Source organism: Duganella paludis, assembly GCF_054461335.1.
Genome location: NZ_CM136922.1, coordinates 2794722 through 2815458, shown reverse-complemented (window position 1 = coordinate 2815458; position 20737 = coordinate 2794722). Strand labels below are relative to the sequence as shown.

The following is a 20737-nucleotide window of genomic DNA, read 5'->3' as shown; positions in this document are numbered from 1 at the left end:
TGCATACACCCTACCCCCCATCATGCTGCGTACTACAATCACTGTAGGTCGATGGATGTGTCGTGCCGAGTTCGCTCTGATGCTTGCGACCGGCACGGTGCAGGAAAGTTTTAGCGGCACAACGCATGTGTTGCTACCGCCTGATCCGGCATCTTTTCGGCGGCAGGCCAAATCCGGCGACCTCTATGTGGAATTCGAAGGCCCTTCGGTTGTTTGAGGATGACGGGCCCCGGCTGGGCCAAGATAATTGGTCCGCATTCTCTTCAAGGGCGCCATGCTGCACGTGTGGGCCTGCGGGTGCCGTGCATGCCGAAAGCGTTCAGGATTCGACATATTGCTACCAAGGCTTAGGAGGAGGTGTCTATGCTGAACATCTTTTGTTTATGGGCGCAGCAGACCATCGCTGCTCTGCCGGCGGGGGTAAAGGCCCAGTTGACGCTGGGCGTCGAGTCGGAGAACTCGTCTGCTCGCCTCGATTTTGATGCGCCTGCCCGCTTGGCCAGGGTGACTTGCTGGAACAGCGGTAACTTTCACCTGGAAATCCTCGATGTCGAATCCGGCCGTGATGTACTCGATCAGCATGGCAAGATTGATTCGTCCACGGCACTTAATCGCTCATTCCAATCCTTTCTAGATGCGCTCGGCATAGCCTTGCGCTGATGGCGTTAAGGATATTGCTATCCCGTTCGCCGTCGTAATAGCTAAATCCAATCGAAACTATTGGAACAATCAATTTTGCAAATAGCGCAAAAGCCCTTAAACTGGCGTCTCAATGATTCACAACCCAACGAGGAAACTACAATGTCCCTGATCAATACCCAAATCAAGCCATTCCAGGCAACTGCATACCACGCCGGTAAATTCATCGACGTCAGCGACGAATCCCTGAAAGGCAAGTGGTCTGTTCTGATGTTCTACCCAGCCGACTTCACCTTCGTGTGCCCAACCGAACTGGAAGATCTGGCCGATTTCCAACCTGAATTCGCCAAACTGGGCGTGGAAGTCTACGGCGTGTCGACCGACACCCACTTCGCGCACAAAGCATGGCACGACACCTCGGACGCGATCAAGAAAGTGAACTACCCACTGATCGGCGACCCGACCGGCAAACTGTCGCGTAACTTCGAAGTGATGATCGAAGAAGAAGGCCTGGCACTGCGCGGCACCTTCGTGATCAATCCAGAAGGCTTCATCAAAGTGCTGGAAGTGCATGACAACGGCATCGGCCGCGACGCTTCGGAACTGCTGCGCAAAGTCAAAGCAGCGAAATACGTTGCCGAGCACCCAGGCCAGGTTTGCCCAGCCAAGTGGACCGAAGGCGCCGCAACCCTGACCCCATCGCTGGACCTGGTCGGCAAGATCTAAGTCTTGAAGAAGACTGCAGCAAACAAGTAGTTACCGCGATGCCGGACCGGGCGTCCGGCCCGGCATACGCCTAAATATTTGTAAAGGAACACAATCATGTTGGACGCAACCCTCAAAACCCAGTTGAAAGCCTACCTGGAAAAAGTGGTGCACCCACTTGAACTGGTCGCTTCGCTCGACGACAGCGCCAAAGCCCGCGAGATGAAAGAACTGCTCCTCGAAATTGCCGAGTTGAGCGACAAGATCTCGCTGGTGGAACGCATCGAAGCAGGCGTGCGCACGCCGTCGTTCAGCATCAACCGCGCCGGCAGCGAGATCGGCGTGCGTTTCGCCGCCATCCCGATGGGCCACGAGTTCACCTCGCTGGTGCTGGCGCTGCTGCAAGTGGGCGGCCACACCATCAAATTCGACGAAGCCGTGATCGAGCAAATCCGCAACCTGGATGGCGATTACGAATTCGAAACCTTCATGTCGCTGACCTGCCACAATTGCCCGGACGTGGTGCAGGCCCTGAACGCCATGTCGGTGATTAACCCACGCATCAAGGTCACCACCATCGACGGCGGCCTGTTCGTGAAGGAAGTGGAAGAACGCCAGATCCTGGCCGTGCCGATGATGTTCCTGAACGGCCAGCATTTCGGCCAGGGCCGCACCTCGGTGGAAGAAATTCTCGCCAAGCTCGACACCAACGCCGGCGTGCGCCAGGCGGCCGAGATGAGCAAGAAAGACGTGTTCGACGTGCTGGTGGTCGGCGGCGGTCCCGCCGGCGCGGCGGCGGCGATCTACGCCGCCCGCAAAGGCATCCGCACCGGCGTGGTGGCCGAGCGTTTCGGCGGCCAGGTGCTGGACACCCTGGCGATCGAGAACTTCATTTCGGTCAAGGAAACCGAAGGACCTAAGTTCGCCATCGCCCTGGAACAGCACGTCAAGGAATACGACGTCGACATCATGAACACCCAGCGCGCCAGCAAGCTGGTGCAGGTTGGCAAGCAGATCGAAGTGCAGACCGCCTCCGGCGCCGTGCTGAAAGCCAAGACCGTGATCCTGGCGACCGGCGCCCGCTGGCGCGAGATCAACGTGCCGGGCGAGAAGGAATACCGCAACCACGGCGTGGCCTACTGCCCGCACTGCGACGGCCCGCTGTTCAAGGGCAAGCGCGTGTCGGTGATCGGCGGCGGCAACTCGGGCGTGGAAGCGGCGATCGACCTGGCCGGCCTGGTCAAGCACGTGACCCTGATCGAGTTCGGCGCGGAACTGCGCGCCGACGCGGTGCTGCAACGCAAGCTGCGCAGCCTGGCGAACGTCACCGTGATCACCTCGGCGCAAACCACCGAGATCCACGGCGACGGCAAGATCGTCAACGGCTTGAGCTACACCGACCGCAACACCAACGTGTCGCACAAGGTGGAACTGGAAGGCGTGTTCGTGCAGATCGGCCTGGTGCCGAACACCGAGTGGCTGAAAGGCACGGTAGCCCTGTCGCGTCATGGCGAGATTGAAGTCGATGCCCGTGGCCAGACCTCGCTGCCGGGCGTGTTCGCCGCCGGCGACGTCACCACGGTGCCGTACAAGCAGATCATCATCGCCACCGGCGAAGGTGCGAAAGCGGCGCTGTCGGCCTTCGACCACCTGATCCGCTCGGACGACGACGAAGCCGTCACCGAGTCGGCAGACCAGCAGGCGTTGACCGCGTAAGCCAAGCCCCTGCACCAAAGCCCCGACGCTGGTAACAGCCTCGGGGCTTTTTTTTGGGGTTTTAGCGTTTTTTAGTATTCCGGGACGGCCATTTTAGTAAGGAATAGAGCGCTGCAGTACTTATTAGTATGAGTTAGCAGTTTTTAGTAAAAACGCCTTTTCGGAGACCCCTCATGCTCAAGCTCGAATTCCCGCTCCGCGTGCCGTCGGAGCTCATCGATGAATTGGTCGCCTTCACCGGCAGCCCTTGCTCGGGCCTCGATCTGGAACCCTACGGCGATGCACGCCCTTCGAAGTCAGGAAGTGAGGTCGTAGCTGGCTTGCCGGGTGCGCAGGGCCATGGCGTTGCGGTGGCGCGCGCGCAGGCGCGGATCGGTGATCAGGCGGCCCAGGGTTTCGCCGATCACCATCACCACGCCCAGCAGCGGCAGCACCAGCATCAGGCCCGCCACCCCGGCCACCGAGCCGCCGATGAAGATCATCAGCACCGTGATCAGCGGGTGGATGTGCAGGCTGCGCCCCAAGGTCAGCGGCATGAAGACGAAGTCGTCCAGCAGGCGCACCCAGATGAACACGCTGATCGCCAGGTAGGCCACCGCAGGGTCGGACGGCGCGTCGGTCGAGGCCACCATCACCACGACCACACAGCCGACGATCGAGCCCACATACGGCACCCAGGCCAGCACCGCCGCGATCAGCCCCAGCACCAGCGGCGAGGACACGCCGATCACCCACAGGCCGAAGGCCAGCACCGCCGTGTCGAGCACGGTCAGCCGGAGCAGGCCCTGGAAGTAGCGGTGCGCGGTCTGGTCGACTTCGTGCAGCAGGCAAAGCGTGCGTTCAAAGAACGCGTTGGGCACGGCGCGCGCCAGGAATTTTTTGAAGCGCAGGCCGTCGCGCAAAAAGAAGAAGGTCAGGAACGGCGCCAGCAGCAGCGACGGCAGCCAGGCCGCCGTCGAGACCAGGATCTCGGTCAGGTGCGATTGCACGAAGTCGCCGGTGAAGGCGGCCATGCGCTGGTCCACCGTTTCGGCCAGCTGCACTTGCCGCAGGATGGGGAACTGCTGCTCCAGCGTGCGCAGCGTGTGGCGCACGAAGTCCAGCCCGCCTTTCAGATAGGTGCCGAGCAGGTCCTGCCACGAGGTGCTGGGTGCCGAGGAATTCCACAGCACCGCCGTCAGGATGGCCAGCGTCACCAGCAGCAGGAACACGGCGCCTACCACCAGGGTGGCGCTGTTCTGGCTGAAGCCCATGCGGATCAGCCGCTGCGTCGGCGGTTGCAGGATGTAGTACAGCACGATGCCGAGCAGGAAGGGGATGGCCAGGAACAGCATCTGCTGCAGCAGGAACAGCAGCACGCAGGTGGCGGCGATGATGCCGCTCCACACCACGGGCCCGCCGCGTTGTTGGCTCGGCAGCAGGTTCATAGCGCTTCGATCTGCGGTTTGCCGGTCATCCAGTCGCGCAGGCGGCGGCCGATGTGGCGCGCCAGGGCCAGCGAGATCTTGTAGCCGATGACCGGGTCGGTTTCCATCAGGCCCATGAAGTCGGCGCGGAAGAACACCGCCAGTTCGCAGTTGTCCAACGCCCGCGTTTGCGCGTTGCGCGGCGAGTCGTCCAGCAGCGCCAGGTCGCCGAAGAAGGCGCCGCCCGACAACTCGGCCACCACTTCGCGCGCGGCGCCGAACTGGCGGCTGATGATGACGCGGCCCGACATCACGAGATACAGGGCCTGGCCTTCCTCGCCTTCGTCAAAGATGATTTCGTCGGCCAGGTAGCGGCGCTCGTGCATCAAGCCGTCGACGATCTTCAGTTCGAGCGGCGTGAGCGAGGAGAACAGGGCCGATTCTTTCAGCCGCAGCAAGCGCGGCGACAGCTCGGGCGATTTGAGGAAACCGAAAATCAAGGGAACTCCAGGGCGGGAAAAAGTGCGTGTGCTGTCATTGTCGCCGGTTTTGCCCGCTTGTTGCCCCGATGCGCCGCGTTTGTTGCTAAGAGTTCACAGTTGCACGGTATTAACGAGCGGCAGGACCGGATCGAGGTGGCTGGTCAGTACGATGCATTGGCGCGCCAGGCGTTCCGGCGCGGCCAGTTGCTGGCGCAGGTAGGCCACCGCGTCCACATCGAGGCCGTTGAACGGTTCGTCGATCAGCAGCAAGCGCACCGGCAGGGACAGCGCCAGCGAGAGCTGCATTTTCTTGTGCTGGCCCAGCGATAGCGTGGTGACCGGCTGGTCCAGCGTCGGCAGCAGGTGGAAGGCGGACAACTGGGTGTTGAGCAGGTCGGCATCCATGCCGGCGTAGAGCGCGACATGCATGTCCAGCACTTCGCGCACCGTCAGCCACGGCAGTTGCGGCGTGTCGCCACCGCAGTAGTAGCAGTGCAGGCGGTACACCAGCGGTTGCTCGTGGAGTTCGATGTCGTCCAGCCAGATCTTGCCGCCGTGGGGCGCCAGCGCGCCGCAGGCCAGTTTCAGTAAGGTGGTCTTGCCGGCACCGTTTTCGCCGCGCAGCCAGCTGATGCCGGGGCCGAGGCGCAGGTTGAACTGGCTGAACAGCGGGTGGCTGGCGTACTCGAAGGTGAGCTGTTCGATTCTTAATTCCATAGTTCGCTTCCAATGGCGGTCAGGATGAGGATGGCGCCGATCACCAGGCCGACCCGGCCGCGCACGCTGAGGCGGCGCAGCGCGACGATGGCGAGGTGGACGATGGCGGAGAAGACCAGCCAGACCACAGCCACGGTGTGGCTGTAGCCGTCGGCCGGGCGTCCCAGCGTCAGCGCGGCGAAGCAGGCCAGCACGCACAGCGCCGGCAGCAGCGTGAACAGCATGGCCAGGCGGTACAGGCGGTCGGTGTGCAGCGGCCAACTGGCGGCTACCGGGTGCAGCAGGGCGATTTGTTCGGCCACGGCCTTGTCGCCGCGATCGGTCAGCAGCATGGACATCAGAGCGGCGCAGGCGCCCCACAGCGCTGGCGGCACGATGGGCGGATGCCATAGCCAGACGCCGATGCTGAGCAGGGAGCCTGCCAGCAGCAAGGTTTGCTGGATGCCGACCACGTTTTCGGCGCGCCAGAAGGGTAGCCAGAACAGCTGCTTCCAGTAGTAGGCATAGGCGGGCAGCGCGGCGGCAGCGGTGGCGGAGGACGCGGCCTCCGCAGCGGAAACGGCGGAACGGGCCGACGGGGCGGTGCGGGGCGCGTAGGCGCTGGGCGCGCGGCGGGTGCGGGGCGGCTTGCCGGCGGCGGGCCGGCGGTTGCGGCGCGCCAGCGTCCAGGTCGAGAGCAGCCAGGACAGCAGCAGCGAGGCCACTGTCAACAACAGCGCTTGCGGCGCGACCGGGCGCAGCCAGTCTGGCCATTGGTACAGCCAGATCGCAGTCGAGATGGCGTAGGCGCCGCTCAAGGGACCGACGATCATGGCGGCCACCGCCGCGTCCGCGCCCCACTTCCGGCGCGTGCCGATCGGCAGCGGGTGGCTCCATTGCAGCACGGCGCCCGGCAGCAGGCGCTTGCGCAGCAGCCAGACCGGCGCGCTGCACAGCACGACCTGGGCGGCGACCAGTCCCAGCGCTTCCGGCCACGGCCGGGTGGCGGCGAACAGGCCGGGCAAGGCGATCACCGCCAGCAGCCCGACCAGGACCGGGGCGAGTCCCAGCACGATGTATTCAAGTGAACTCTTCAGGCTGGAAACAAATTGCAGCAGCGCGTGCCGTGCCAGCCGGAGACGAAAGTGAAGATAGGAATTTTTCATTGCCAATCAGCTTACATCGACATTCTGAGGCGCAAATGAAAAGGGCCCGATGCGAACATCGGGCCCTTCGGAATATTGGCGGAGTGGACGGGACTCGAACCCGCGACCCCCGGCGTGACAGGCCGGTATTCTAACCAACTGAACTACCACTCCATTCGTTTTTTATAAGTTCGCTGGTGGGTGCTGAGAGGCTCGAACTCCCGACCTACGCCTTGTAAGGGCGCCGCTCTACCAACTGAGCTAAGCACCCAGAAAACTTATCAGCGTTGTCTCATTTAACTGCTACAACTGCTGAACGAGGCCGTATTCTATAGGAGCCTGATTCGGTTCCGCAAGTGGTTTTCTAATTTTTTTAGAAAATTGTTTTGCCGGACGGCAGACGGTGTCACTATCCCATCCATGAACGACAACCTTGATTCTTTGTACAAACGCGTCAGCTGGCGGCTGATGCCCTTCCTGTTCCTGTGCTTCGTGGCGGCCTACCTGGACCGGGTCAACGTCGGCTTCGCCAAGTTGCAGATGCAGGCCGACCTGCACTTCAGCGACGCCGTGTACGGCGCCGGCGCCGGCATCTTCTTCATCGGCTACTTCATTTTCGAGGTGCCTTCCAACCTGCTGATGACGCGCGCCGGTGCGCGCCTGTGGATCGCCCGCATCATGATCAGCTGGGGCCTGATCTCCTCGGCCCTGATGTTCACCAACAGCGTGGCCACCTTCTACCTGCTGCGGTTTTTGCTGGGCGCGGCCGAAGCCGGTTTCTTCCCCGGCATCATCCTGTACCTGACCTACTGGTATCCGGCGCACCGCCGCGCGCGCATGGTGGCCTGGTTCATGAGCGGGGTGGCGGTGGCCGGCGTGGTGGGCGGCCCGCTGTCCGGCTGGATCATGCAAACATTCGACGGCGCCAACGGCTGGCGCGGCTGGCAGTGGCTGCTGCTGCTCGAAGGCCTGCCGTCGGTGCTGCTCGGCGTCTGCACCCTGTTCTATCTCGACGACGGCATCCGCGCCGCGTCCTGGCTCAGCGAGGCGGACAAGCAAGCGCTGGAGCGCGAAATCGCCGCCGACGGCCAGTCGCGCCAGCACATGCCGCTGAAGCAGCTATTCCGCAGCGGCAAGGTGTGGCTGCTGGCGCTGGTCTACTTCCTGTGCGTGATGGGTTTGTACGGCGTGAGCTTCTGGCTGCCGCAGCTGATCAAGAACAGCGGCGTAAAGGATGTGCTCGACATCGGCCTGCTGTCGGCCGTGCCGTACGGTGTGGCGGCGGTCACCATGGTGCTGGTGGCGCGCCATTCGGACCGCAGCGGCGAGCGCCGCTGGCACACGGCCGTCGCCGCGCTGGCCGGCGCGCTGGGCCTGGTCGCCGCCACCCTCTACAGCGACAACACCGTGATCGCGCTGGCCGCGCTGAGCCTGGCCACGGCCGGCATCCTCAGCACCTTCCCGGTGTTCTGGAGCTTGCCCACCGCCCTGCTGGGCGGCGCGGCGGCGGCGGCCGGCATCGCCATGATCAACTCGATCGGCAACCTGGCCGGCTTCGTGGCGCCCTATCTGGTGGGCGCGATCCGCGACGCCACCAGCAGCACGGCCAGCGGCATGTATTTGATCGCCGCCAGCCTGGCGGCCGGCGCGGTGCTGGTGGTCGGCGCCGTGCGGCGTAGCTAGCGCGCGGGCTGCTGCAGGGCGTCGAGTATCTCGCGCGTGCCTTCGTTGTAGAGGCGGTTGGTGCTTTCGGCGCCGAGGTAGTGCTCGTAGAATTTCTGCATGCTGCCGTCGGCGACGATGGTGCGCAGCGCGTCCGTGTAGCGTTGCAGCACCTCCGGCGGCACTTTCCTCGACACGTACAAACCCACCATCATGCGCGGCGATTCCGCGAAAGTGGCGGCGCTCATTTGCCCGACCATGCCGAACTGGCGCTGGTTCTGCAAATGGATGGTGGCCGGCGCCAGCGTGCCGTCGGCGCGGCCGGCGATGATCTTGCGAAACACCACGCCATAGTCGTTGACGTATTCCAGCCGGCCCAGCTTTTGCAGGCGGTCCAGCTGCGCCTGGGTGTCCGGCGTGTAGATGATGCCGCGCGTGATGTTCAGCCGCGCGTTGCTGCGCTCGACGAATTCGGCCAGGCTGCGGAACTTGCCGGCGTGCTTGTTCAGCAACACCAGTTCAAAGTGGGTGTAGGTGTAGGGCAGCCAGGTGCCGTAGCGGTCGCGCTCGGCCGTGCGCAACGAGGCGCCGGCCATTTCCAGCTCAAAATTGAAGAATTGCGCGTACAGGCGGCCGCGTGGATACCAGCGCGGGATCAGCTTGCAGCCGCTGCGTTTTTGCAACTCCGCCAGCACATCGATATTGCTGCCGCGGATGGTGGCGCCGTCCAGATAGGAGGAGTAGCCGAGATCGCTGACGCCGACCACGGCCGGCGGACATGCGGCCGTCGGCCCCGCCGCCTGGGCGCAGGCGAGCGGCAGCCACGAGGCCAACAAGACGGTGGTCAGGCGCTTGGTCATCCAACCAGTCTAACACCGGCAACTTGCATGACGACGGCTTTCGGTGGATACTGTGTTTATTTACAGTATTATTCCCGTACCATGGCTGAAGCCGAGCGCCGTATCGCCCATCTCGACATGGACGCGTTTTTCGCGTCGGTTGAACTGCTGAGCTACCCGCAGCTGCGCGGCCAGCCGGTGGTGATTGGCGGCCGCAGCAACGCCCCCGAGCAGCGCGCCGACGGCTCGCTGGTGTTCAAGCGCCTGCGCGACTATGTCGGCCGGGGCGTCATCACCACCGCCACCTACGAGGCGCGCGCCTTCGGCGTCGGCTCGGCCATGGGCATGATGAAGGCGGCCAAGCTGGCGCCGGACGCCATCCTGCTGCCGGCCAACTTCGACGCCTATCGCCACTACTCGCGCCTGTTCAAGGAGGCCGTGGCCGCCATCGCGCCCGAGATCGAAGACCGTGGCATCGACGAAATCTATATCGACCTGACCGGCGTGCCCGGCGAGACGCGCGAACTGGCGGCGCGCATCAAGCAGGCCGTGCACGATGCCACCGGCCTCAGTTGCTCGATCGGCGTCACACCCAACAAGCTGCTGTCGAAAATCTGCTCCGACCTGGAAAAACCCAACGGCCTGACGGTGCTCGGTTTCGACGACATCCCTGCGCGCATCTGGCCGCTGAATGTGCGCAAGGTCAACGGCATCGGCCCCAAGGCCACGGCCAAGCTGGCAGCGCTCGGCATCGACACCGTCGGCCAGCTGGCACAGGCCGACCAGGGCTTGCTGCAGGATTATTTCGGCGCGCACTACGCCAGCTGGCTGGCGCGGGTGGCGCACGGCATCGACGAACGCGGGCTGTCCACCAGCCGCGAAAGCAAGTCGATCTCGCGCGAAACCACCTTCGAGCGCGACCTGCACGCGCGCCAGGACCGCGCCACCTTGTCCACCATCCTGACTACGCTGTGCGAACGCCTGGCGGACGACCTCAAGCGCAAGGATTACGTCAGCCGCACCATCAGCATCAAGCTGCGCTATGACGATTTCCAGATCGTCAGCCGCAACGTCACCCTGCCGGCGCCCGTGGCGGACGCGGCCGCCATCCTGCAGGCGGCGCGCGAATGCCTGAAACGGGTGCCGCTGCAACGCAAGCTGCGCCTGCTTGGCGTGCGCGCCAGCACCCTGGAGACCCCGGGCGCAACACTTGCTGTGCGGATACCGGTCCAAGGGGATTTATTCGCCTGAAACCGTTGTATATTGACGGAAGCATCTTTCGCCGGGAGTCCCCCCTATGCTGGAGCATCTCAGTATCCAACAGCGCTTCCGCCTGTTGCTTGTGGTGTCGCTCGCCTGCTTCGCCCTGTGCGGGGTGATCGTGTACCGCACGCTGGCCGAGATCCGCGTCAACGGCCCCATCTACGAACGCATCATGCAGGGACAGGACCTGGTGGCCGACATCCTGCCGCCGCCGGCCTATCTGGTGGAATCCTATCTGCTGGCGCTGCAGCTATCGGAGGCCGACGGCGAGCACGCGCGGCCGCTGTTGCAGCGCCTGCAGGCGGCGCGCCAACTGTATGAGCAGCGCTACCGCTACTGGCAGGGCCAGGGGCTGACGGGCGAGCTGGAGGAAAAATTCCTGCGGCAATCGCATACGCTGGCGCAGTCCTTCTACGCCACCACCTTCGACGAGCTGGCGCCGGCCCTGCAGGCCGGCGAGGAGGTGCGGGCGCGGCGCGCGCTGGCCCGGCTCGGGCCGCTGTATGAAAGGCAGCGCCAGGTGATCGAGCAGGTGGTGGCGCTGGCGCGCCAGCGCAATGCCGACGACGAACGCGCGGCGCGGGAACGAGTGCAGACCATGGCGTGGTCGCTGGGCCTGGTGTTCGTGCTGATCGTCGGCGTGTTCGTGCTGATCTTCAACACCGTGCGGCGCAGCATCGCCGATCCCATCCTCGATGCGTTGAAGATCACCCAGAGCGTGGCGGGCGGCAACTGGAACCAGCAGATCCGCGCCGACGCGCGCGGCGAGGCCGGCCGCCTGTTGCACGCCATCCGCGACATCGTCAAGAACACCCAGGCCGAGATCGTCAAGGCGGAAAAGATGGCGGCGCTGGGTTCGCTGGTGGCCGGTGTCTCGCACGAATTGAATACGCCGGTGGGCAACGGCCTGATGGCGGTCAGCACCCTGAGCGACGACCTGCGCGTGTTCCGGGGCAAGATGCAGGATGGCCTGAAGCGCTCGGTGCTCGACGAGTTCCTGCAATCGGTGGAAGTGGGCGCCGACCTGGCCACGCGCAACCTGCAGCGCGCCGCCGAGCTGATGACCAGCTTCAAGCAGGTGGCGGCCGACCGCGCCAGTTCGCAGCGGCGCCGCTTCCTGCTGCACCAGGTGGTGCACGAAACGCAGATGACCTTGCAGCCCATGCTCAAGCGCGCCAACTGCCAGGTGGTGCTGGACGTGCCGCAGGCTTTGCAGCTCGACAGTTTTCCAGGGCCGCTGGGGCAGGTGATCACCAACCTGATCGAGAACGCCGCCCGCCACGGGCTCGGCGACGACGGCGGCGCGATCACGCTGCAAGCCCGGATGGCCGGCGCCGACCGGGTGACGATTTCCGTGTCCGACCACGGCAAGGGCATCGCGCCCGAGCTGCACAGCCACGTGTTCGAACCGTTCTACACCACTCGGCTGGGACAGGGCGGCAGCGGGCTGGGGTTGCATATTGCCCACAACATTGTGTACCAAATTCTCGGCGGCACGGTGGAGCTCACCAGTGCGGTGGGCCAGGGCGCGCGTTTCGACGTGACGATCCCGCTGGTTGCGCCTTGATAAGCGTGTAAAATGGCGCTCCTTTTGCCATTACTTTTGAAACAGGGCCTGTCAACTTTATGTGGTTCAAGAATCTACAGATTTACCGTCTGCCGGCCCCTTGGGCCTACACCCCCGAACAACTGGAAGCAGCGCTGGCGTCGAACGCCTTCGCCCCGGCCAGCAGCAATGAATTGCTGCGCCAGGGCTGGGACAAGCCGCGTCCGAACGGCGGCCTGGTTCACGTGGTCAATAAGCAAATGTTGATCTTGCTGGGCACCGAGAAAAAGCTGCTGCCGGCCACCGTCATCAACCAGGTCGCCAAGGCGCGCGCCGCCGAAATGGAAGAAGCCCAGGGCTTCGCGCCGGGCAAGAAGGCCATGAAGGAACTCAAGGAACGCGTGGCCGACGAGCTGCTGCCGCGCGCCTTCTCGATCCGCGGCAACGTCTGGACCTGGATCGACCCGGTCAACGGCTGGCTGGTGGTGGACGCCGCCAGCCCGGCCAAGGCCGACGAAGTCATCAAGCTGCTGCTGAAGGCGGTCGACCGCATGCCGCTGGAAAGCCTGCGCGTGCAGCGCTCGCCGGTGGGCGTGATGACCGAATGGCTGCAGACCGACGAAGCGCCGGCCGGCTTCACGGTCGACATGGACACCGAGCTGCGCGCCACCGGCGAGAGCAAGGCCGCCGTGCGCTACGTCAAGCACTCGCTCGATCCGGAAGAAGTGCGCCGCCACATCGCCGCCGGCAAGCAGTGCACCCGCCTGGCCATGACCTGGGACAGCAAAGTGTCCTTCGTGCTGACCGAATCGCTGGCGATCAAGGGCATCAAGCCGCTGGACGTGCTGAGCGAAAACGAGTCGAGCGTGCGCAACGACGACGAGCGTTTCGACGGCGATTTCATGCTGATGACCGGCGAACTGGCCAAGCTGATGGCCGACGTGGTGGAAGCCCTGGGCGGCGAAGCCAAGGCCTGAGTTCCCGTCCTTGCCGTTGATTTGAAGATGCCGCGAAGTCGTTGATTTCGCGGCATTTTTTTGTGGCTTGCGGGCAAAAAATTCGCTATTGCCTTGTGGAAATTTAGGCAATTTCTGCTATAGTGAAAAGTCTTAGCAAAAGAGGAACTCCTATGAGCGGGCCGATCGGATTAAGCACCCAAGCAATCGCCAATTTGTCCGTGAAGGAGATTGCCAAGTGGACCGCCGCCGATATGACGGACCTGACCGCCGAGCAGGTGGTTGCCCTGAGCCCGCTGCAGGTGGCGGTGTTCACCAGTGTGCAGCTGGCCGCGTTGGTGCCGACCATCATGGCGGCCATGACCACGCAGGACGTGGCCGCGCTCAAGCCCGCCGTGCTCAACGCCGCCGGCGCCGCCGCGCCCGCGCTGATGGGCGCGCTGACCAACGACCAGATCGCCGCGCTGAGCACCGCCCAGGTGGCCGCGCTCGGCACCAAGGCCTTCACTAGCCTGGCGCCCGGCGCCATCACCGCCTTTGAACCGGCCGACATCGCCGCCCTGAGCAGCGCCAACATCGCCGCGCTGGACGTGGCCGACATCGGCATCATGCTGACCCAGCAGTTCGGCGCGCTCGGCAGCCGCCAGATCGCCGCCTTCTCCACCGACGACATCCAGGCCATCAGCGACGACGGCTTTGCCGCCCTGAGCACGCAGGCGGTCGCCGCCCTGGCCACGCGCCAGATCGGCGCGCTGAGCGCCAGCCAGACCGTGGCCCTGACCACGCGCCAGGCGGCGGTGCTGACCTCGCAGCAGCTGGCCGCCCTGAGTTCGGACAACTTCGCCGTGCTGGAAGCCGAAGACCTGGGCGCCATGCGCACCGCCACCCTGGCCGGCCTGTCCACGCGCCAGCTGGCCGCGCTCAGCGCCGACCAGTTGGCCGGCCTGAGCAGCACCCAGATTTCCATGCTGAGCACGCGCCAGGTGGCGGCGTTGAACAGCGATGCGCTGATCGTGCTGCCGACGGCCGACATCGCCGCCTTCAACACCGGCGTCATCGCGCAACTGGGCACGGCCATCCTGTCGCTGCTGGACAACGATCAGATCCGCGCCCTGACCACGCAGCAGATCGCGGCCCTGAGCAGCGCCCAGTTCGCCGGCCTGACGGCAAACCAGATCGCCAACCTGCGCACCGCCCAGCTTACCGTGCTGAGCTCGCGCCAGCTGGCCGGCCTGTCGAGCGACGATATCCTGGTGCTGGACGGCGGCGACCTGCCGTTCCTGAACACCGGCGCGATCGCCGGGCTCAGCACGGCGCAGTTCAGCGCCCTCGGCGGCGCCGATTTCAGCGCCATCGCCAGCCTGACCACCAACCAGATCAGCGCCCTGCGCACGGCCACCCTGGCGGCGCTGAGCGGCGACCAGGCGGTGTGGCTGACCACGCGCCAGGCCGCCGCCCTCAACAGCGCCCAGGTGCGCGCCCTGTCGACCGCCGCGCTGCAAGCGCTGCCGGGCGGCGACATCGCCGTGCTCAAGACCCAGGCCATCGCCGCCCTGTCGACGCAGCAGATGGCGGCGCTGACCAGCGACCAGTTGGCCGCGTTCAGCACCACCCAGTTTTCCGTGCTCAACAGCCGCCAGCTGGCGGCCCTGAACAGCGACACCCTGGCCGGCCTGTCGAGCGCCGACCTGGCCTCGCTGACCACCAGCGCCGTGTCGCTGCTGAATCCGCAACTGTTGGTGTCGCTGAGTACGGCGCAATTGAGCGGCCTCGGCTCGCGCCACCTGGCGGTCATGAGCAGCGCGCAGATCGGCGCCTTCACCACCGACCAGATCGCGTCCTTGAGCACGCGCCAGATCACCGGCCTGGGCGCGCTGCAGGCCGCCGCCCTCGGCAGCAACGGCGCGGCCGCGCTGGGCAGTGGCGCCCTGCGCGCCCTCGGCACCAACGCCATCGCCGCACTCAGCTCGTCCCAGCTGTCGGTGCTGGGCAACGATGCCAGCCTGTTCCGCGTGCTCAGCACCGCGCAGATCGCCGCGCTGCGCACCAGCACCCTGGCCGGCCTCACCACCGACCAGATCGTCGCCCTGACCACGGCCCAGGCCGCAGCCCTGAGCAGCAGCCAGACCAGCGCCTTGTCGCTGAGGCTGATCCCGGCGCTGGAAACGGCTGATTTCGGCGCGCTCAGCACCGCCGTGATCGCCAGCCTGGGCACGGCGCAAATAGCGCTGCTGGAGTCGTCCCAAGTGGCGGCGCTCAGCACCGCGCAGGCCAGCGTACTCAGCGCCAAGCAGTTCGCGGCGCTCGGCTATGCCGCGCTGCTGGGCATGGAGAGCAACGACCTGGGCGCGCTGTCCACCGCCACCGTCGCCGCCATCGCCACCGACGCGCTGCTGGTGATGGCCACCAGCCAGCTGGTGGGGCTGGCCACGCGCCAGATGGCCGTGCTCAGCGCCGGCCAGCTGAACGCGTTGAGCTCGGAGCAGATCGGCAGCCTGCGCTCGGCGCAGGTCGGCGCCCTGACCTCGCGCCAGGTCGCCGGGATGGGGCTGGACGCCGTGACCGCCCTCAGCAGCGCCGGCGTGGGCGCCTTGAGCACCAGCGCCGTTGCGGCCCTGAACTCGGCCCAGCTGAGCGCGCTTGAACTGGACGTGCAGGCCCTCGGCACGCAGCAAATCGCCGCGCTGCGCCCGACCAGCCTGGCCGGCCTCAGCTTCGATGCGATAGTGGCGCTGAGCACGCGCCAGGTCGGCGCCCTCACCAGCGATCAGGCGCGCGCGCTGCTGCCCGAGGTGCTGGCCGTGATGGAGGCGGTCGACTTCGCCGCCCTGCAAACGGGCGCCGTCGCCGCCTTGAGCACGCAGCAGATCGCGGTCCTGACCGGCGAGCAGTTGCTGGCCATGACGCCGGCCCAGTTCGCCGCTCTCGGCAGCCGCCAGCTGGCCGCCCTGTCGCCCGACGCGGTGGCCGTCCTGGCCAGCGACAGCCTGTCCGCGTTGAGCCCGGCGGTGATCGCCGCCTTGTCGCCCGAGGTGCTGGCCGGCCTGACGCCGGACCAGCTTCACAGCCTGAGCTCGCAGCAGTTCGCGGTCCTCAGCAGCCGGCAATTGCGCGGGCTCAGTCCGGATCAGGTGGCGGCGCTGGCGCCGACGCAAATCGCCGGCCTGACCACCCGCAGCCTGCCGGGCCTGGAGCCCGACGACATCGCCGCCATCGGCAGCGCTGGCCTGCGCGCGCTCGGCACGGCCATGCTGGTTGCGCTGAGCCCGGCGCAGGTGGCGGCCTTGGGCGGCGACCCGGCCGGCAATCTGTTCGGCGCGCTGAGCACGACCCAGTTCAGCGTGTTCGGCACGCGCGCCATCGCGGCGCTCACCACCGACCAGATCGTCGCGCTGAGCACGGCGCAGGCGGCGGCCCTGAGCAGCCTGCAGTTGAGCGCGCTGGCCACGGAAGACATCGCGGTGCTGGAAACGGCCGACCTGGCGGCCTTGCGCACGGCCACGCTGAGCGCGCTGAGCGCGCGCCAGGCGGCGGTGTTCAATAGCGACCAGGTGACGGCGCTGACCAGCGGCCAGATCGCCGCGTTGTCGGCGAGCCAATTCTCCGCGCTCAGTTCGGACGGCCTGCAAGGGCTGGAGCTGAGCGATATCGCGGTGCTCAACACCGGCGTCATCGCCGGCCTGAGCAACCGCCTGCTGGCCGCGCTCACCACCGACCAGGTGGCGGCGTTCACCACGCGCCAGATCGGCGCCCTGAGCGCCAATCAGCTCAACGCGCTGAGCACCAACCAGATGTTCAATCTGCGCTCGGCCCAGATCGCGGCGCTGAGTTCGGCGCAAGTGGCCGGCCTGTCGCTGCGCGAAATCGGCGCCATCAACACCGACAACCTGGTGGCGCTGAAACCGGCCGTGATCGCCGCGCTCAGCGCCGCCCAACTGGGCGTGCTGGGCAACGATCCCGAGGGCAGCGGCGAGAGCGCCATCTGGGCCCTGAGCACGGCGCAAATCGCCGCCTTGAGCACCGACGCCTTGCCCGGCCTGCGCACGCGCCAGGCGCAAGCACTGAGTTCGGTACAAGTGGCGGCGCTGAGCAGCGCCCAACTGGCGGCCCTGCCGAGCGCCGACGTGCGCGTGTTCGATCTGGAAGACATCGCCGCGCTCAAGACCAGCACGCTCAAAGGCCTCTCGGCCACGCAGCTGGCCGCCCTCACCGGCGCCCAGTTCGGCGTGCTCGGCAGCGCCCAGTTCGGCGCGCTCAGCACCAGTGCGCTGGGCGGGCTGACCAACGCGCAGGTGGTCGCCATCAGCCCGGTGCAGGCGGCGGCGCTGAGCAGCATCCAGCTGGCCGCGCTGTCGCTGAATGTGATCGCCAGGCTGGAAGCGGAAGACGTGGCGGCGCTGCAGACGCGCGCGATTGTCGGCCTCGGCACGGCGCAAATGACGGCGCTGACGGCGGGCCAGCTGGACGCGCTGACGGACGCGCAGCTTTCCGTGCTCAACAGCGGCCAGATCAACGCCCTCAGCGATACCAGGATTGCCGGCCTGGCCGGCGCAAGCCTGGCCGCCATGAACACCCAGGTCATCGCCGCCATGCGCACCAGCGTGCTGGCGCGTCTGAACGCCGACCAGCTGCCCTCCCTGACCACGCGCCAGATCGCCACCCTGTCCTCGCAGCAGATCGCCGCGCTGGCCCCGGCGCAGATCGGCGCGCTGGTCGGCGAGCAGGTGGCGGCGCTCGGCGCGCGCCATGTGCCGGCCCTGTCGCTGGCCGCCATCATCGCGCTGGACACCGATGTCGGCGCGCTCAGCACCCAGGCGGTGGCCGCCCTGATGGCCGCGCAGATCGGCGCGCTGGGCGTCAACGCCGCCGGCGCGGCGGTGCATGTGGACTTGCTGACCAGCGCGCAGATCGCCGCGATCAACCTCACTGCCATGCAATTCCTCAGCGGCGTGCAGCTCAAGGCCTTCAGCGCCGAGCAGATCGGCGCGTTCAGCATCAAGCAAATCGCGGCGTTGTCGCCGACCGTCTTGTACAACCTGAGCGGGACGCAGATCGCGGGCCTGGGCACGGCGCAGGTCGGCGCGCTGTCGACCCTGCAACTGAACAGCCTGAGCATCGGCCAATTCGCCATGCTGCGGCCGGAACAGGTGCGGGCATTGACCGCCCCCCAACTGGCCAGCCTGCCGCCGGCCAACGTCGGTGCGCTCACCCTGGCCGCGCTGCCGTCGCTGAGTTTGGCGGCGATCGCCAGCCTGAGCGCCGAGCAGTTGAACGCGCTGGGCGGCAAAGGCCTGGGCATCTCGGTGCTCGGTACGGCGCAGATCGGCGCGCTGAGCGTCAAGGCCTTCAGCGGCCTGAGCACGGCGCAGGCGGTGGCGCTGACGATGGAACAGGCGGCGGCCGTGAGCGGCGTGCAACTGGCCGCGCTGCCGCTGACGGTGGTGGGGGCGATGCAGGCCGAAGATATCGGCGCGCTGAAAGTATCGGCCGTCGCGGCGCTGCAAACGCAGCAGCTGCTGGCGCTGAAAGGCAGCCAGATCGCGGCGCTGAGCGCCGGGCAGGTGGCCGCGATGGGCAGCACCCAGCTGGCGTCGCTGTCGGCGGCGCAGGTGGCGTATCTGGACCTGGAGGACGTGGCGGCGATCAGCCCGACGCTGCTCAATGCGGCGGCCAAGGACGGCAACCTGCTGGCGGCGATGAGCACGGCGCAATTGCAGGCGCTGACCGAAGCCCAGTTTGCCGTGCTCAACTCGGCGGCCATTGCGCGCCTGCGGCCGGCGTCGCTGGCGGCGGTGGAAGTATACGATCTGGTGATGCTGAACCCGAACGTCATGCGCTCCCTGACCGACGAACAAGTGCTGGCGTTGACGCCGCAACAAATCTCGGTCCTCACGCTGGCGCAAGTCGCGGCGCTCACGCCGAGCGACAGCGCCAGCCAGTTCACGGCGGCGCAGATGGCGGCGTTTGCCGGCGCCCAGCTGGCGGCGTTGAGCACGGCCATGATCGCCGACCTCAGCGTGTCGAATCTGAAAGCGATCGAAGTGGCCGACATCGCCAGCCTGGCCGTGCAACAGATCCGCGCGCTGACCCCGTTCCAGATGACGGCGTTCAGCAACGCGCAGCTGGCGCAGCTGACGACGACGCAAACGCACGTCATGACCTCGACCCAATACCATGCGCTCTCGGCCGCGCAGCAGGGCGCCTTCAGCGCCGAGCAGAAAGCGGCCATGACCTTCGTCACGCCGCTGGTGCTGGACCTGGACGGCAACGGCGTGCGCACGCTGGGGCTGGAAGCGGGCGTGCAATTTGACCTGGCGGCCAGCGGCGCACCGCGCGCGACCGGCTGGGTCGGTTCCGGCGACGGCTTGCTGGCGCTGGACCGCAACGGCGACGGCGTGATCAACGACGGCGGCGAACTGTTCGGCTCGGCCACGCGCCTGGCCGACGGCCGCACGGCCGGCAATGGCTATGAGGCGCTGGCGTCGCTGGACGACAACGCGGACGGCAAGGTCGACGGGCAGGACGCGCGCTTCGGCGACCTACGTGTATGGATCGATGCGGACGCCGACGGCATCAGTCAGGAAGGCGAGCTGAAAACGCTGGCCGACTTGCACATCAACAGCCTGAACCTGGACGTCCAGCGCGGCGACGCGGTCGACCACGGCAACTTGATCGGCCTCACCTCAAGCTACACGACCGAGGACGGCGCATCGCACGCGGCGGCCGACGTCTGGTTCGCGCAAGGCCTGAGTAGCAAGGTCAGCGGCCTGACGCAGGCGCTCTCGACGTTCGACGGCGGCGCGGCGGCGGCATCGGCAACGCCGTCCGGCGGCCAGCTGACGGCCAGCGTCGCGCGCCTGGGCGACGCGCTACAGCAATTCTCGGCCCCGTTGCCGGGCGGCGACGCGGTCCACACCGAGCACGAAAGCCTGCGCCTGAAAGCCCTGCAAGGAGGCGCAGCGCCAGGCCTGCTGGCCTTGCCGCGCTAATTGCCCACAATTCAGGGTCAGCTCTGTCATTTGGACAAACGGGAACTAAATAACTTGTAATTAGTTCCGCCAAACGGACCAAATGTCCAAATGACAGAGCTGACCCCGAAGTAGGGTTAGAGCGGCTGGAACACGCCGGCCGCTTTGTTTTTCTGGACGTTGTCCCAGGCGAAGATCTGGCCGTTCATGGCGACGTAGACGCCCGGCGGCAGGGTCTGCGCGACGCCGGCGGCGAAGCCGAGGTTGAACAAGGCGTCCGAGTTGGCGATTTCATAGGGGATCATGGCGCCGGTCAGGACGATGGTCTGGCCCAGGCCGGCCGCGCCCAGCACCGCCGCCGTTTGCGGCATGGTGTCGGTGCCGTGGATGATGACGATGGCTTTTTCCGCCGCCGCCCGGCACGACGCCAGGATGCGCTCGCGGTCGGCGTCCACCATGTCCAGCGAGTCCATCAGCGGCAGTTGTTCCAGGGCGACGTCGATGGTCAGGCGGCAGCGCTTGAGCACGTCCGGCACGTGGCTGTCGGCGAAACCCAAGGTGCCGTTCAGTTCGTTGTAGTGTTTGTCGAAGGTGCCGCCGGTGGCGAGGATGCGCAGGGTCATGGTAAGAGCTCGGACTGGTAGAAAATGATGTGCATCATAACCTATACGCCGCACTGGAAAACTGGGCGTACTATGTCTACACTGGTTTCTT

At 66.0% G+C, this 20737-nt stretch carries 16 protein-coding genes and 2 tRNA genes; 10 read left to right on the top strand and 8 right to left on the bottom strand.

Going from position 1 to position 20737, the window contains the following annotated elements:
• Nucleotides 1-22 precede the first annotated feature (22 nt).
• The 5 genes from ACXZ1M_RS12550 to ahpF all read left to right on the top strand — a co-directional run bounded on the left by ACXZ1M_RS12550 (nucleotide 23) and on the right by ahpF (nucleotide 3060).
• A complete protein-coding gene (locus tag ACXZ1M_RS12550; RefSeq protein WP_459053482.1) occupies nucleotides 23-217 on the top strand; it encodes a TreTu family toxin in 195 nt (64 codons plus the stop codon).
• A gap of 2 nt (nucleotides 218-219) precedes the next feature.
• Complete coding sequence (locus tag ACXZ1M_RS12545; RefSeq protein WP_459053481.1) at nucleotides 220-351, top strand: TreTu family toxin; 132 nt, start codon at nucleotides 220-222, stop codon at nucleotides 349-351.
• Between the two features lie 12 nt (nucleotides 352-363).
• On the top strand, nucleotides 364-660 hold the full coding sequence (locus ACXZ1M_RS12540; RefSeq protein ID WP_459053480.1) for an immunity protein TriTu family protein: 297 nt from the start codon (nucleotides 364-366) through the stop codon (nucleotides 658-660).
• 141 nt (nucleotides 661-801) lie between these two features.
• Nucleotides 802-1365, top strand: a complete 564-nt coding sequence (gene ahpC / locus ACXZ1M_RS12535; protein ID WP_459053479.1) for an alkyl hydroperoxide reductase subunit C — start codon at nucleotides 802-804, stop codon at nucleotides 1363-1365.
• A gap of 96 nt (nucleotides 1366-1461) precedes the next feature.
• Nucleotides 1462-3060 (top strand): alkyl hydroperoxide reductase subunit F, encoded by a 1599-nt coding sequence (gene ahpF, locus ACXZ1M_RS12530; RefSeq protein ID WP_459053478.1) that lies wholly within the window; start codon nucleotides 1462-1464, stop codon nucleotides 3058-3060.
• A gap of 296 nt (nucleotides 3061-3356) precedes the next feature.
• Here the strand turns inward: ahpF and ACXZ1M_RS12525 are convergent, their stop codons facing one another.
• The 6 genes from ACXZ1M_RS12525 to ACXZ1M_RS12500 all read right to left on the bottom strand — a co-directional run bounded on the left by ACXZ1M_RS12525 (nucleotide 3357) and on the right by ACXZ1M_RS12500 (nucleotide 7060).
• Entirely contained in the window at nucleotides 3357-4487 is a 1131-nt protein-coding gene (locus ACXZ1M_RS12525; RefSeq protein ID WP_459053477.1) for an AI-2E family transporter, read from the bottom strand.
• Entirely contained in the window at nucleotides 4484-4966 is a 483-nt protein-coding gene (locus ACXZ1M_RS12520; RefSeq protein WP_459053476.1) for a cyclic nucleotide-binding domain-containing protein, read from the bottom strand. Before ACXZ1M_RS12520 ends, ACXZ1M_RS12525 begins: the two co-directional genes overlap by 4 nt.
• Before the next feature lie 93 nt (nucleotides 4967-5059).
• Nucleotides 5060-5665, bottom strand: coding sequence for an ABC transporter ATP-binding protein (locus ACXZ1M_RS12515; RefSeq protein WP_459053475.1), 606 nt, complete (start codon nucleotides 5663-5665; stop codon nucleotides 5060-5062).
• Entirely contained in the window at nucleotides 5656-6717 is a 1062-nt protein-coding gene (locus tag ACXZ1M_RS12510; protein ID WP_459053474.1) for a hypothetical protein, read from the bottom strand. Before ACXZ1M_RS12510 ends, ACXZ1M_RS12515 begins: the two co-directional genes overlap by 10 nt.
• A gap of 169 nt (nucleotides 6718-6886) precedes the next feature.
• Nucleotides 6887-6963, bottom strand: a tRNA-Asp gene (locus tag ACXZ1M_RS12505).
• A 21-nt stretch (nucleotides 6964-6984) separates the two neighbouring features.
• A tRNA-Val gene (locus ACXZ1M_RS12500) sits at nucleotides 6985-7060 on the bottom strand.
• A 149-nt stretch (nucleotides 7061-7209) separates the two neighbouring features.
• Between ACXZ1M_RS12500 and ACXZ1M_RS12495 the strand changes: the two genes are divergently transcribed.
• Nucleotides 7210-8472 carry an MFS transporter gene (locus ACXZ1M_RS12495; protein WP_459053473.1) on the top strand — a complete coding sequence of 421 codons (1263 nt, stop codon included), beginning with the start codon at nucleotides 7210-7212 and terminating at the stop codon, nucleotides 8470-8472.
• Here the strand turns inward: ACXZ1M_RS12495 and ACXZ1M_RS12490 are convergent.
• Nucleotides 8469-9311, bottom strand: coding sequence for a substrate-binding periplasmic protein (locus tag ACXZ1M_RS12490; protein ID WP_459053472.1), 843 nt, complete (start codon nucleotides 9309-9311; stop codon nucleotides 8469-8471). The genes ACXZ1M_RS12495 and ACXZ1M_RS12490 overlap by 4 nt on opposite strands.
• Nucleotides 9312-9392: 81 nt before the next feature.
• Between ACXZ1M_RS12490 and dinB the strand changes: the two genes are divergently transcribed.
• The 4 genes from dinB to ACXZ1M_RS12470 all read left to right on the top strand — a co-directional run bounded on the left by dinB (nucleotide 9393) and on the right by ACXZ1M_RS12470 (nucleotide 20044).
• A complete protein-coding gene (dinB, locus tag ACXZ1M_RS12485; protein WP_459053471.1) occupies nucleotides 9393-10541 on the top strand; it encodes a DNA polymerase IV in 1149 nt (382 codons plus the stop codon).
• Between the two features lie 46 nt (nucleotides 10542-10587).
• Nucleotides 10588-12120: a sensor histidine kinase gene (locus ACXZ1M_RS12480; RefSeq protein WP_459053470.1), complete on the top strand. Its 1533-nt coding sequence runs from the start codon at nucleotides 10588-10590 to the stop codon at nucleotides 12118-12120.
• 59 nt (nucleotides 12121-12179) lie between these two features.
• Complete coding sequence (locus ACXZ1M_RS12475) at nucleotides 12180-13076, top strand: recombination-associated protein RdgC (protein WP_459053469.1); 897 nt, start codon at nucleotides 12180-12182, stop codon at nucleotides 13074-13076.
• A 152-nt stretch (nucleotides 13077-13228) separates the two neighbouring features.
• Entirely contained in the window at nucleotides 13229-20044 is a 6816-nt protein-coding gene (locus ACXZ1M_RS12470; protein WP_459053468.1) for a beta strand repeat-containing protein, read from the top strand.
• A gap of 116 nt (nucleotides 20045-20160) precedes the next feature.
• On the opposite strand, the gene ACXZ1M_RS12465 is transcribed toward ACXZ1M_RS12470, so the two are convergent.
• Nucleotides 20161-20646 (bottom strand): asparaginase domain-containing protein, encoded by a 486-nt coding sequence (locus tag ACXZ1M_RS12465; RefSeq protein WP_459053467.1) that lies wholly within the window; start codon nucleotides 20644-20646, stop codon nucleotides 20161-20163.
• Nucleotides 20647-20737: the final 91 nt, after the last annotated feature.

Bases quoted from the DNA above. Each gene is read 5' to 3' on its own strand.
- ACXZ1M_RS12465 (WP_459053467.1), bottom strand. From the start codon at position 20,646: ATGACCCTGCGCATCCTCGCCACCGGCGGCACCTTCGACAAACACTAC.
- ACXZ1M_RS12545 (WP_459053481.1), top strand. From the start codon at position 220: ATGACGGGCCCCGGCTGGGCCAAGATAATTGGTCCGCATTCTCTTCAA.
- ACXZ1M_RS12525 (WP_459053477.1), bottom strand. From the start codon at position 4,487: ATGAACCTGCTGCCGAGCCAACAACGCGGCGGGCCCGTGGTGTGGAGC.
- ACXZ1M_RS12550 (WP_459053482.1), top strand. From the start codon at position 23: ATGCTGCGTACTACAATCACTGTAGGTCGATGGATGTGTCGTGCCGAG.
- ACXZ1M_RS12495 (WP_459053473.1), top strand. From the start codon at position 7,210: ATGAACGACAACCTTGATTCTTTGTACAAACGCGTCAGCTGGCGGCTG.
- ACXZ1M_RS12515 (WP_459053475.1), bottom strand. From the start codon at position 5,665: ATGGAATTAAGAATCGAACAGCTCACCTTCGAGTACGCCAGCCACCCG.
- ACXZ1M_RS12490 (WP_459053472.1), bottom strand. From the start codon at position 9,311: ATGACCAAGCGCCTGACCACCGTCTTGTTGGCCTCGTGGCTGCCGCTC.
- ACXZ1M_RS12540 (WP_459053480.1), top strand. From the start codon at position 364: ATGCTGAACATCTTTTGTTTATGGGCGCAGCAGACCATCGCTGCTCTG.
- ACXZ1M_RS12480 (WP_459053470.1), top strand. From the start codon at position 10,588: ATGCTGGAGCATCTCAGTATCCAACAGCGCTTCCGCCTGTTGCTTGTG.
- ACXZ1M_RS12470 (WP_459053468.1), top strand. From the start codon at position 13,229: ATGAGCGGGCCGATCGGATTAAGCACCCAAGCAATCGCCAATTTGTCC.
- dinB (WP_459053471.1), top strand. From the start codon at position 9,393: ATGGCTGAAGCCGAGCGCCGTATCGCCCATCTCGACATGGACGCGTTT.
- ACXZ1M_RS12475 (WP_459053469.1), top strand. From the start codon at position 12,180: ATGTGGTTCAAGAATCTACAGATTTACCGTCTGCCGGCCCCTTGGGCC.
- ahpC (WP_459053479.1), top strand. From the start codon at position 802: ATGTCCCTGATCAATACCCAAATCAAGCCATTCCAGGCAACTGCATAC.
- ahpF (WP_459053478.1), top strand. From the start codon at position 1,462: ATGTTGGACGCAACCCTCAAAACCCAGTTGAAAGCCTACCTGGAAAAA.